This window comes from Streptomyces sp. NBC_00247 (assembly GCF_036188265.1).
In the GTDB taxonomy this organism is placed as follows: domain Bacteria; phylum Actinomycetota; class Actinomycetes; order Streptomycetales; family Streptomycetaceae; genus Streptomyces.
On record NZ_CP108093.1, the window covers coordinates 1,266,629 to 1,279,519 of the forward strand.

At 69.4% G+C, this 12,891-nt stretch carries 8 protein-coding genes; 4 read left to right on the plus strand and 4 right to left on the minus strand.

Features of this window, described 5'->3' with window-relative positions; genetic code table 11:
- Positions 1–42: 42 nt before the first annotated feature.
- From OHT52_RS05020 to OHT52_RS05030, 3 genes are all read right to left on the minus strand, one after another.
- Positions 43–228, minus strand: coding sequence for a DUF397 domain-containing protein (locus OHT52_RS05020; protein ID WP_328718919.1), 186 nt, complete (start codon positions 226–228; stop codon positions 43–45).
- A complete protein-coding gene (locus OHT52_RS05025; RefSeq protein ID WP_328718921.1) occupies positions 225–1,064 on the minus strand; it encodes a helix-turn-helix domain-containing protein in 840 nt (279 codons plus the stop codon). The genes OHT52_RS05020 and OHT52_RS05025 overlap by 4 nt, the downstream gene beginning before the upstream one ends.
- 327 nt (positions 1,065–1,391) lie before the next feature.
- Positions 1,392–3,692 carry a DUF2786 domain-containing protein gene (locus tag OHT52_RS05030; protein ID WP_328718922.1) on the minus strand — a complete coding sequence of 767 codons (2,301 nt, stop codon included), beginning with the start codon at positions 3,690–3,692 and terminating at the stop codon, positions 1,392–1,394.
- Between the two features lie 80 nt (positions 3,693–3,772).
- Between OHT52_RS05030 and OHT52_RS05035 the strand changes: the two genes are divergently transcribed.
- The 4 genes from OHT52_RS05035 (at position 3,773) to OHT52_RS05050 (ending at position 11,340) form a co-directional block, all read left to right on the plus strand.
- On the plus strand, positions 3,773–5,614 hold the full coding sequence (locus tag OHT52_RS05035) for a DUF4357 domain-containing protein (RefSeq protein ID WP_328718923.1): 1,842 nt from the start codon (positions 3,773–3,775) through the stop codon (positions 5,612–5,614).
- Entirely contained in the window at positions 5,611–6,822 is a 1,212-nt protein-coding gene (locus OHT52_RS05040) for an McrC family protein (protein ID WP_328718924.1), read from the plus strand. The genes OHT52_RS05035 and OHT52_RS05040 overlap by 4 nt, the downstream gene beginning before the upstream one ends.
- A gap of 39 nt (positions 6,823–6,861) precedes the next feature.
- Positions 6,862–9,000 carry a UvrD-helicase domain-containing protein gene (locus OHT52_RS05045; protein WP_328718925.1) on the plus strand — a complete coding sequence of 713 codons (2,139 nt, stop codon included), beginning with the start codon at positions 6,862–6,864 and terminating at the stop codon, positions 8,998–9,000.
- Between the two features lie 342 nt (positions 9,001–9,342).
- A complete protein-coding gene (locus tag OHT52_RS05050) occupies positions 9,343–11,340 on the plus strand; it encodes an N-6 DNA methylase (protein WP_328718926.1) in 1,998 nt (665 codons plus the stop codon).
- Between the two features lie 7 nt (positions 11,341–11,347).
- On the opposite strand, the gene OHT52_RS05055 is transcribed toward OHT52_RS05050, so the two are convergent.
- Positions 11,348–12,838: a serine/threonine-protein kinase gene (locus OHT52_RS05055; RefSeq protein ID WP_328718927.1), complete on the minus strand. Its 1,491-nt coding sequence runs from the start codon at positions 12,836–12,838 to the stop codon at positions 11,348–11,350.
- Positions 12,839–12,891 lie beyond the last annotated feature (53 nt).

The following is a 12,891-nucleotide window of genomic DNA, read 5'->3' on the forward strand; positions in this document are numbered from 1 at the left end:
GCGGCTGGGTCCACAGGACGGACCCAGCCGCGCCGACGAGGTTCAGCCGCGCGCGGCGTACCCCACGAACCGCGTCCAGCCGTTACGACCGACAGCGAGTGCGGGGCGCGTCAGGTCCTTGGAGTCACGTACGTGGATGGCCTGTTCCGTGACGGCGACCTCCACACAGTCGTCCCCCTGGCTGCCGCTGTAGCTTGACTTGAACCAGACGCGTTCCGTCGTACTCATAGCTCTCCTCGCAGTCGCTCCAGCAGCCCCCGCGATTCCTTGTGGTTCAGGGCCTGCGAGCGCAGTGTGTCATAGCGCCGCTGGAGGAGACCCACCTCCTTCTGGTCGCCGATCAGGCGCCCGTTCTGCTGCCCTTCGGAGTACGCGAGGCGCCGCCCCTCCGGCGTTTCAATCAGCCGTACCGGCCCGTCCAGGCAAGCATGCAACCCGGCCTCTTGCGGCACGATTTGCAGCGTCACATTGCGCAGGGCGGTCTGTTCGAGCACATGGTCGAGCAGCTCCCGCACCTTCTCCGCACCACTGAACCGACGCCGGAAAACGTGCTCCTCCACGATGAAGCCGAACGGCACGGTCTGCCGTTCGCGCAGCATCTTCTGGCGTTCGAGCCGCGCCGCGACGAGCACCTCCACCTGTTCGTCCGCCACCAGCGGGACGGTGCCCTCGAAGACCGCTCGCGCGTAATGCTCCGTCTGCAACAGCCCCGGTACCAGCCTGCACTCGTAGGTGCACAGGCTCTCCGCCACTCGCTCCAGCCGTGCCCACCGCCTGAACCACGCCGCGAGGCCGGGCTCGCCCCGCGACAGGTGCCGCGCCGCCCTCCGCAACGCCCCCGTGTTGCCCAGCGCGTCCTCCGCCCGCTCCACGAACGCCTCGTCCGGCATGCGGCGGCCCAGCTCCACCGACTCCACGGTGTGTCTGGAGAACCGGATCAGGGTCCCGAACTCAGCCCGGCTCAGGCCCGCGTGTTCCCTCAGGGCCTGGACGACCGCCCCGAACGTCCGCAGACTGTCGGACGGGTCCGGCTCCCGTTCCCCGTCGCCGCCGTGCACCGCCATGTACAGCCACCTCCACGTGCGCACCCGCGAGAACTACCCCGCGATGGACGCACCCAGCGTGACGGCCGAACTCCGTACCGTCCACGCTTTGTGCTCGTACGCTGACTTCGCGTACGGGGTGAACGGCTCTCGCGAACCTTCGCGCTTCCCCCACCGTGGTCCCCATGAACGGTACGGAGACTCAACCCCGCGCCTTCGAAGCCGCGGGAGCGGTCGGGGACTGGCCCTGGTGTCCGGGATCGCCGCCCAGTGGGGGGCCATGCCCTTCCCACCGGGCGGGAAGACCGGGGGCCGTGATCTCTCTCGACGACGGCCCGTCGACCGCTCTCATGGGGTGAGCCGGGCACCCTCCTCCACGTCCGCGAAAGCCTGCTCACCGATCTCGGCACGCTTCCCGTCGGCCATCCCTTGCCGGTAGCCCGTGCCCTTGAACTTCGTCGGACGTGCCTTGCCGAGCTTCGGGTAGCGGGCGGATACCTGGGCCTGGACAACGACGGAACGGTCCGCGAGGACCAGGGCCACGCTGCGGCCACCAAAGTCCGTCTCCGGCGAATCGGCCTGCTGCTCGGCGTCGGCGGCGGCCTTCGCCGCCCGCTGGGCCGCACCGATACGCGTGATGACCGAACGGATGAAGCCCAGCATCCAGGACCGCTTGTACGCGCGCGCGTCCTCACCCTCCGGCCGGTACAGGGCATCGGCGGTGTCCGCCCCGCTCAGCATCTGGAGTCGAAGGCTGGCGTACAGGACCTCGGTCGCCTGGAGATCCGCCTCGAACCCGAACAGGTGCACCCGGTGCCGATTGTCCTTCCCGCCGGGGAACACCGCGCTGCACCGTGTTTCGGCCGCGATCCAACTGAGCAGCCGACGAGCCTCCTTGACGTACGGCGGATGTACGTCGACGACCTTGTCCAGCGGCTTGCCCGGGTCGGACACGTCGTCGAGCATGGCCCGTTCGATGCCGTACTTGGCCATGAGCTCAGTGGCCTTGCCGAGAAACGTACGGGCCTCCTGCTCCGTGACGCTCGGGTCCTCCGCCTGCCGCAGCAAGGCCCTGACCTTCCCGAGGAGCGCGGGCGGCAGGCCGCCGGCAGCGGGTCGCGCGACGCGGTCGTCGGAGGTCTCGTGCTCCTCGGGGTTGTCGTCTCCGTCGTCGCGTCCCTGATCCGTGTCGCCGTCGTCGTCCTGCCGGGCGATCGCGTCGGCGAGGTCGTCCGGCTCGGGAGCGAGTACCGCGAGGGACGCCAGCGCCCAGCGCCGCCAGGCCAGGGCGTCTTCCTCCCGTACCCGGGCGAGGATCGTCCGTAGCCGCTGGACCCCGCCGTCCGCCCCCACCGCGAGGAACTCCAGGCGGGCGTAGCCGAGCCGGGCGACAACCAGCAGCGCGCCGAGGTCGAAGGCGTTGTCACCGTCGTAGTGGATGTCGATGCCCGGCTCCGGGTACCACTCGTCCTCGGGCTCGCCCGACGCGCTCCACGCGTCACTCGGGAAGAGGTCGAAAGACGAAGCTGGGGGCTCGACGCCGGTCCTGACGCGCAGAACCGATGCCGCCGGTCGTCCCGAGTACGCCTTCGCCGCCGCTCTCTCCTGCGGTGAGGTGACGATGTGGTACCAGACCGGCAGGGAGCCGTCCATGCCGTGCCAGGTGGTTCTGTCCTGATCGACGAACTCCGCCGCCCTCCGGTCGATCTCGTCGTCCTCCGGGGCTTCGCCCTGCCAGTCGAGGAAGTCGAGGAAAGCATCCAGGTAATCGGCGGCGGAACGCCGGGGACCGCTCCGGCTGTCGCTGAGGAGAGCGCGCTCGCAGCCGGACAACGCGTCGATCACCGGCTGGAGAACGACGGACATGTACCTCTTGACGGCCTCGGACAGCTCCGCGAGAAAGCCGCGTGTCGCCTCCGAGCCCTTCGCCTGCTGCGCGCGCCGCCAGACCTCGACCTGCTCGGCGCACGTCTGCTGTTCGGCCAGCCACGTCAGGTGCCCGGCACCCTGGAGGTGTTCCTCGCGCAGAAGGACGGTGTCCTGGACCGTCGCCGCCGTCCGCGGCGCGTCGAGCACGGCTCGTGCGAGCAGGCCGAGGGGTTCAGGCTCATGGGTGAAGAACTCCGCCAGGGTGAGGAGTTCCCGGCCGTGGGCGCGCGGCGCCCGCTCGGGAGAGTCGAAGGGGCCGTTCCACGGAATCTGCGCCGCCCAGCGAGAACCCCAGGCGGCGACGTCCCGCCCGCTGTCCCCCGAGCGGCTCTGGTTCCGCGCCCACCACCACAGCAGCAGCTCCTCCCAGGGGCCGGCGTTCCAGGACCACAGGGCGGGTTCATCACCCGGGGCGAGAAGGGCGCGGAGTTCCCGCACCGAATCCGTCAGATCGTGGGGGTGGCCACCCGGGATCAGCCGCTCCAGCCAGCGAACCGTGTCAGCCACCGACCGTGCCCGCGCCCGGTCCGCAGCCACGCGCGCGATCGTGGCGGCGGCCAGGCGGTGCCGATCACCGAGATCGGCGGGAAGCAGCCCGAACAACCGCGCTCCGTCGACCTCCACCACCTTGGCGAGGGCTTGGACCCGCGCTTCCAGCCATTCCTGACGGCTTTTCCTGAAGGCCCCCTCCGCCGGCGATTCCGGTCCCTCGTGGCTCATGCGATTCCTTCCCTGGCTTCCCGCCGCCGGAGGCGAGATCCCTGTTGTCGGTGCGGCCGCCTAGTCTTCCGTACGGATCAATGTCTACGGACGGGGAGGCCGTGACCATGGCCGAGGAGTATCCGGAGTTCCGCCTGAGCCTGCCCAACAGCGACCTCGTGGCGCACGGGCGGCGGACGAGGGGGACGAACGGCGGCTGGACGTTCGTCGTCGGGCCTCGCCAACCCGTGCGCGCCAAGGTGACTCGCTCCTTCCGGACACGGTTGGTATCCGCCCACCGCGAGCGCGAGCAGTTGATCTCCTCCGGCGCGATCGCGCCCTCGGCCACCCGGCCCGGCTGGTTGGAGACCACGAGGGAGATCACCTTCAACTCCCCGTCCCGGGCCGCTTCCATCCTCACCGGCAACAGCGTCAACGGCTACCTCGCCTGGAGGGCCGAGGACAACCGGTCGCTCGGATTGGCCCTGTCGGGGGCTTCCCGGGGCAGCAGGCGGTCTTGGCTGGTGCGGGGCTCCAACGTCGCCGGGCACGACCTCGTGCGTCGGATGTGGCTGCCGGAGGGCCTGGTGACCCTGGCGGCTCCCCGGTTGCGCCAGGGTGTCGAGCAGGGCATCAGCAAGGAGCTTGTGCACGCCTTCGTGGAGGAGGACTACGAATCCACGGCGACGTACAGCCAGAAGCAGCAACTGAGCGACGGCGTGCACGCCTTCATGTCCCGGATGGGAGAGGGCGACACCGTCTGCACCATCTCCGACGGGTTGCTCCACGTCGGCCAGATCACCGGTGGGGCCCAGCAGACCGAGTCCGAGGACCGCAGGTCCAATCTCCGCCGGGCGGTGACCTGGCAGGACATCAGCCACCCGTACGACGAGCTCCCCGAGGAGCTGAAGCAGAAGCTGTCCCTCCAGCACGACGTCGTGGAACTCACCGCCGTCCAGGCGGTTATGGACGGGCTCGGGCTCACCGACGAAGAGCTGGCCGACGAGGCCGAGACGACGGAGCGGGATCCCAGCCTGGAGCTTCCGGCGATCACCGTACGGCGGGAACTGCGGCTCCCCGAGCCGACGGACGCGTTGGCCGAAGAGCTCTTGGTGCACGACAGCGAGTGGCTGGGCGAGATGCGTGATCTCCTCTGGGACGACCGGCAGTTGGTGCTGTACGGCCCTCCAGGCACAGGCAAGACGTTCCTCGCGCTGAAGCTGGCGGAGTTCCTGGGTGGCGGCCCCGAACGGGTGAAGCTGGTCCAGTTCCATCCGTCGTACGCCTATGAGGACTTCGTCGAAGGAATCCGTCCGAAGGAGAACCCCAAGACCCACGAGGTCAGTTTCCGGCTGACCGCGGGTCCTCTCCGCGTTCTGGCCGATCTCGCCAACGAGGAGGGCAACCGGCACATCCCCCACTTCCTGATCATCGACGAGATCAACCGGGCCAACCTGGCGAAGGTCTTCGGCGAGCTGTACTTCCTCCTGGAGTACCGGGACAAGGGTGTCCAGCTGCCCTACTCCGGCGACGACTTCGCGCTGCCGCCCAACCTCTTCGTCATCGGCACCATGAACACGGCCGACCGTTCGATCGCGCTCGTGGACGCCGCCATGCGGCGACGTTTCGCGTTCGTCGAACTGTCCCCGCGGACCGAGCCGACCAGCGGACTGCTCCGGCGCTGGCTCGAATCCAAGGGTCGGGGCAGCGAGCCCGCCGACCTGCTGGACGCGCTCAACTCCCGTATCGAGGACGTCGATTTCCGTATAGGCCCCTCGTACCTGATGAAGCCTGGTGTGTACCGGGAGAACGGTCTGGAGCGGACCTGGCGGACAAAGATTCTCCCCCTCCTCGAAGAGCACCACTACGGCGAGGGCGTCGACGTCGAGAAGCGGTATGGACTCGACGCTCTGCGACGGTCCCTCCGGGAGCCGCCCGCGTGAGCATCAGCATCGAGCTGACCGAGCACGAGCCCGCCACCAGCCGCGTCCTGCCGGACGCCGTGGGGCGGGCCCTCGCGACCTCCCGGATCGTGAGTGCCTCCCCCGACCCGCACATACCGGGCAACTGGCTCCTGCGGGCCGGCCACAACGTCGGGGCAGTCACCGTCGGCGGTCCTGGCATCGATTCCCCCGTCACCGTGCGGATCGCGCCCAAGGTACTCATCACTCGGCTGTTCTTCCTACTCGGCTACAGCCTCGATCCACGGGGCGCCTGGCACGACGGCCAGGTGGACGTGGCCGAACACCGGGACCTGCTCCCCGCCCTCGCCCACGCCGTGGAGCGCCAGATCGAGCGAGCACTGCGACAGGGACTGCTCCAGGGGTACCAGGAGACCGATGAGGCCGCTCTGGTCGTACGGGGGCGGATACGGGAGACCGACCAGATCCGGCGGCATTTCGGTGCCGCGCTTCCGGTCGAGGTGACGTACGACGAATTCACCACGGACATCGCGGAAAACCGTCTCCTGCGGTCCGCGGTGGAGCGGCTGCTCCGCCTGCCCGGTGTACCCCACGACGTACGCCGTCGGCTTCTGCACCACCGGCTGCGGCTCGCTGACGTCACCCCGCTCGTCCGGGGGCAACTCTTGCCCGCCTGGCACCCGAACCGCCTCAACGCGCGCTATCAGCAGGCACTGCACCTCGCCCGAGCCGTCCTCACCGACGCGTCCCCCGAGCACGCGCCGGGCGGACTGCGCATGGACGGCTTTCTGTTCAACATGAACAAGCTCTTCGAGGACTTCGTGACGGTCGCACTCCGGGAATCGCTGCGCGGGACGGACCTGAGGTGCGTGCTCCAGGATGCGCACCATCTCGACGAGGCCGCCGCCATCCGGATGAGGCCCGATTTCGTGCTGTACCAGCCGGATGGCGCACCGCTGGCGGTGGTCGACGCCAAGTACAAGGCGGAAAAGCGCGCCGGCTACCCGGACGCGGACCTCTACCAGATGCTGGCCTACTGCACGGCCCTCGGCCTCCCCGAAGGCCACCTCGTGTACGCGAAGGGGAATGAGCCCCACGCGGCCCACCGCATACGAAACGCGGGCATCGTCATCCACCAGCACGCCCTGGATCTCGATCAGGCGCCCGCCGACCTGCTGTCCGACATCGCATCGGTGTCCCGGCTGATGCGCGCGAGCCGATCCGTATGATCGGCGACGGAGCGTCCGTCCAGGATGGGAGTACACGTCGTGCCGCAACTCGCGTTCGCCAACAGCTTCTGGGAGAGCTACGACGTCCTGGAGAAGCCCGTCAAGGCCGGCGTACGCAAGGCGATGGAGAAGTTCCAGCGACTGACCGTGGCGGAGTTGCACGCGGACAAGGGGCTGCACCTGGAGTCCGTGGAAAAGGCCCGCGATCCCCGCATGCGCACCATCCGCGTCAACGACTTCTGGCGGGGCGTCGTTCTCGCACCAGACGACGGCAGCGACGTCTTCCTGCTGGTCAACGTCGTTCCCCATGACGACGCCTACACCTGGGCGGCGAAACGGCTCTACACGACCAACACGGCGACGCGTGGCCTCGAAGTGCGCAACGTCGTCGCGATCGAGCAGCTCACCCCAGCTCTGGAGAAAGCAGCGGCAAGCGCCCCGTCCTTGCTGTTCGCCGCACACTCCGACACCGTTCTGCGAGACCTCGGCATCGACGAGCAGGTGAGGCGGGCCGTACGCACCGTCATTGACAAGCCCCAACTGGAGGCCTTCGGGACGCTGCTGCCGGAGGACCAGTTCGAAGTGCTGCAGTACCTCGCCGAGGGGTTCGGTCCGGAAGACGTCTACCGGGATGTCGTCGCCGTACGCCGCCCGACGGACGCCGGCCCGGACCCGGACGAAAGCCTCGCCGAGATCATCGCGAACACGGCGAGCCGGATCACCCTGGTCACCGGTCCGGACGAGCTGACCGAAATCCTGGAAAAGCCGTTCGCGGCCTGGAGGGTCTTTCTCCACCCCTCGCAGCGACGCATCGCCTATCGCGTTTCGTACGCCGGCCCGGTCCAGGTGACCGGCGGGCCGGGCACGGGCAAGACCGTCGTGGCACTGCACCGCGTCAAACACCTGCTGTCACGTTCGCCCGGCACCCGCGTCCTGCTGACCACCTACACCAACGCTCTCGCCGCCACGCTGCGAGAGAGCCTCGCCCTGCTGCTCGACGACGACGAACAACTGGCCCGGGTGGACGTCACCACGGTGAACGCCTACGCGCACCGCACTGTCGCGGAGGCCGACGGCCGGGCGCCCTCACCCGTCGGGGACCGGGACGAGCGGCAGGTGTGGGAGCAGGTGGTCAAGAAACTGGGCCTGCCATGGACCGAGCGGTTCCTCACCCAGGAGTACCGGCACGTCATCCTCGCCCAGGACATACGCGACCTCGACACCTATCGCACGTCACCGCGGCGGGGCCGGGGCAGCGCGCTTCCCACGGCTCGACGGGAACAACTCTGGCCGGCAGTCGAATTGTTCGAGTCGATTCTGCGCGAGCGTGGGGTGAGCACTCACCTCCAGGTGTGTGCCCGGGCCGCCCGGCTGCTGAAGTCGACCGGCCCGGGCTACGACCACGTCGTCGTCGACGAGGCTCAGGACCTGCACCCCTCGCAGTGGAGGGTGCTGCGCGGCGCCGTCGCGCCCGGAAGCGACGACCTGTTTCTCACGGGCGACCCGCACCAGCGGATCTACGACGCCAAGGTATCGCTCGGCTCGCTGGGGATTTCGGTGACGGGGCGGTCGAACCGGCTTCGCATCAACTACCGCAGTACGGAAGAGATTTTGACCTGGTCGACGGGCGTCCTCACTCCGGTGACCATCGAGGATCTCGGCGGACGGGGGGCGGACAGTCTCGCCGGCTACCGCTCCCTGCTGCACGGCCGCAGGCCCCGGGTGGAGGGGCACGGGTCCGAGTCCGCCGAGGTCGCCACGCTGATCGAGAAGGTGGAGGAGTGGATCGGGCAGGGCATCCGACCGTCCGACATCGGCGTCTGCGCCCGTTTCAATCTCCTCCTGGACAAGGTGGCGGACAGGCTGAGCGGTGCGGGCATTCCCGTGGTGAAGGTCCGGGACAGTCCCGGACCGGGGTCGGACGGAGTACGGCTGGCCACGATGCACGCCATGAAGGGCCTGGAGTTCCGTTGCGTGGCGGTCCTGGGAGTGACGTCGACCGCCCTGCCGTTCGCGCGTGAGGTGACCCCGGCCGGGCTCGACCCGATCCAGCACGCATCGGATCTGCTGCGTGAGCGGTGTCTGCTGTTCGTCGCCTGCACCCGAGCCAGGGAGGTCCTGCACGTCTCCTGGGCCGGGATCCCGAGCGGGTTCGTACCCCGGGCGGCCGACCGGTGACCGGTCGGGATCTTCGGGCCCAGAACCGGTGATAAGTCGACACATCACCCCCAGAGCATTCGTGGTCTCCACCACGACCTGATGGTCGCACCGTTCCCGAGCGGGCCAGCGTCGCTCTGGGCTCCGCCAGTCGCACGGATCTCCACACGAGAGGGACCCGAGTCCTCATGGCGACCGAACCCCGCGCCGGTAGCGGCGAGTGCCCTCGCGCGGACTACCGGCCGACTACGCATTCGCCCCCCAGCCGGGCTTGCCCGTGTGACTCACACCCGCGCCCATGGCCGAAAGCCGCCCATGTTTGTAAACTAAGTCAACTGCCCATCCACTTCTCCGGAGGACCTGATGTCCCAGCCCCAAGGGCCGCCTGCTTCAGTGAGCCTCGCGGAGATCGCCCGCATGGTCGGAGTCGGGAGGGCGGCGGTGAGCAACTGGCGCCGGCGTCACGAGAGCTTTCCGGCTCCGCTGGAGGGCAACGACGTCAGCCCGCAGTTCGACTGGGCCGAGGTCGAAGCCTGGCTCCGAGCCGAAGGGAAACTCAAGGCCCCGGTGGGAGCGCTGGAGCGGCTGTGGCCCGAGTTCGAGGCTCTGGGGGGCCGGGACGCGATGGGTTGTCTGGTGGCGGCCGTGGGCGAGCGTCTCGGCCGTCTGCAAGACGGGGGCCTTTCCGTCCCCGTCCCCCTGCTCGAGCTGAGTGCCCATCAGAATCGGCTGCTGGCGCGGGTCATCGAGGTCGCCGCCGACGAGGGATCCAAGCCCACTTTCGATTTCCTCTACCGACGCTGGCTGCACACCCACGTGCGCCAGGTAACGGTCACCGCGAAGCCTCTGGCCTCCCTCATGGCCGGGATCGCCACCACGGTCCACGGCGCCCCGGTACGTTCGGTGTTGGACCCCGCGTGCGGGACCGGGGCTCTGCTACTGGCGACGGCGCACCCGGATCCCGGGCAGGTGGAACCGAAGCTGTTCGGCCAGGACCAGGACCCGGTACTGGCGGCATTGGCCGCGGCCCGGCTCGCGATGGCAGGACGTCCGGCAGCCGTGACCGTCGCGGACAGCCTGCGTGCCGATGCCCTGGCCGAAGTGCGGGCGGACCTCGTGCTGTGCAATCCGCCGTCGAACGAGCGGGACTGGGGGCACGCCGAGCTCGCTACCGACACCCGCTGGGAGTACGGCCTCCCACCACGCACCGAATCCGAACTCGCCTGGGTGCAGCACACCCTCGCGGCGCTCGCGCCAGGGGGAACGGCCGTGCTCGTGCTGCCGCCCGGTGTCGCCGCGCGCCGAGCGGGCAGGCGCGTGCGGGCCGGACTGCTGCGGGCCGGGGCGCTCCGCGCGGTGATCGCGCTACCGCCCGGTGCGGCACCGCCGCACGGCGTGGGCCTTCACGTGTGGGTACTGGCCGCCCCTGATCCGAAGGCGGTCGGCCCGGATCTGTTGCTCGTGGACACCGTGCACGGACTCGACGTCTCCGCCGTGGGCAAACCGGTCTTGGACTGGGCCCGGGTGGAAAACAGCGCACTGACCGCTCTTCGGGGGGAACAGCCTGCGGGCAGTGTGTCCGTCCCGATCATCGAGCTGCTCGACGACGACGTCGATCTCACGCCCGCACGGCACATCCCGGGAGCCACTGCGGCGAGCACGGTGGAGCTACGGCGCGGCTGGACTCGGTTCGACATGCATCTGCGGCACCTGCAGGACGTGGCGGGAGGGCTCTCGACGTTGTCCCCCACGGACGGCGAAGGTGCGGGAACCCCCACCACGGTAGCCGCGCTGGAGCGCGCAGGAGCTCTGAAGATCCTTACCGGCCAGAGTCTGCCGGAGCACCTGGTACGGCGCGGGGAACGCCCTGAGGACGCCCTCGCGGCGCTCACCTCCCTGGGCTTGCCACCGGGAGCCGGCTACTGGCTCCACGGAGCGGATGCCGCGCGCGGGGAGGCCGATGGTTCGATGACGCTCACCGCCTCGCAGGACGTGGTCGTCGTCGGCCTCGCACGGTCCTTCGAGGTCCGCGTCGACGACGAAGCGCCCTCGGTGCTCGGATCACAGCTCTACGCCCTGCGCGCGGACCCGGCGCTGCTCGATCCTTGGTTCCTCGCGGGCTGCCTGGGCGCGCCTGCAAACATCCGCCAGGCGGGTACACACGCGTCCACGTCCTCCCGGATCGACGTGCGTCGCCTCCAGGTGCCCCGCCTTCCGCTCCGTGAGCAGCAGAAGTACGGGGAGGCCCACCGCAGGCTCGTCCGGTTCGAGCGAGAGGCCAGAGCACTGGGTTGCGCAGCAGCCGAGTTGGCCCAGTCACTGGGTGACCTGATCGCTTCGGGAAAGCTGTCCGTAGTGTGACCTCACGTCACACGAGACGTGAGAGCGGTTCCGACACGGCGTCGCCGCAGCCGCGCTCGATCAGTTCGAGCCCGGCTTCGCGGCCCCGGGCGAGGAGCCGGGCGGGCGGCCCGGTCAGGTCGAGCACCTCGCGCACGGCCAGGAGCCACTCGTTCACAGCCCCGGACAGGTCACCCTCGGGAACCCGGCACTCCGCGACCCCGATCCGCGCTTCCAGCACGAGCATCCGGAATGCCGGGGCCGCGTGCCGCCCCGCGGGGGCGTCCGCCACCTTCGCGTACAACGATCCCGCCGGCCGCGTACTGCCGGCCAAGCGGGCCGCGTCGGCACAGGTCAGGTGCGCTTCCGCCACCGCGAGGTCCGCGATGCCCCACTCGTCGCAGGCCCGCACCAGTTCACGGCCCAGGCGCTCGCACACCGGTCCTGCGTCGGTTGCCTCGAGTTCGGCCCTTGCTCTCGCCTGCAGGGCGGCGAATTCCCTCCGCCCCAGCCAGCTTTCCCGCCGCCGGTTCGCGCGGCGAGGAGCGGCGGGCCGCTGCCCGTCGGGGACGGCGGGCGCCTCGCCTGCCATTCGGTAGTACAGCGTCGGATCGGGATCCAGCACCGTTTCGGGAGCGGGGTCGCCGGGTGCGGGCAGGAGAGCGTGGAGCACGCCCCTCACGTCCTCGAAGCGGGCGGGCCGGCCCCCGGGATCCTTGCTCAGCAGGTCCGCGACGAGGTCGTCGAGGTCCTGCGGGAGTCCGAGGTTGATCGAACGGATGCGGGGCGGCAGGTCCTCCAGGTGCTGCATGTTCTTGTTCCGGTCCGGCCTGTCCTCGAACGGGCGCCGCCCCGTGATCAGTTCGAACAGAACGCAGCCAAAGGCGTACCAGTCCACGGCCGCGGTCACCTCCCGGAGGCCACGCAACTGCTCGGGTGCGATGTACCCCACGCTGCCCGGCGTCTCCCCGAGAGCCGTGTAGCGCGTCGCGTCGGGGTCCGTGAGGTAAGCGATCCCGAAGTCGAGAAGGCTCACCCTTCCGCCGCCGCGACTCAGAATGATGTTCCCCGGCTTGAGGTCGCGATGCACCACCCCGTGGACGTGCGCGTGGGAGAGGGCTTCGGCGATCTGGAGGGCGATGGCACAGGCCGCAGCCAACGGAAGCGGCCTGTGGTGGTCGAGGAACTCGCGCAGGGTGGGCCCGTCGACGTACTCCATGACGAGGTACGGCTCCTCCCGCGAGTACCCCCGCCGCAGAAGCCGCGGGATGGCGGGATGGTCGAGGTCGCCGAGGATCACGCCCTCACGTTCGAAGCGCCGGTACATCTCCGCGTTGCGCCTGGCGCGCTCGCCCGGACTGAGGCGCCCGTGCGTATAGGCATACAGCCGGAGGACCTTGACCGCGACCGTCTCTCCGGTCTTGGTGTCGGTCGCCTTCCAGATGCTACCCATGCCGCCTTGGTCGAGACGCTCCCCGACCAGGAAGCGGCCGTCGTCGAGGACGTCCTCGGCTTCCACACCTCACCCCGATCTGCCACGGTGCCTGCCGTGACACACCCTAGCGTTTCATG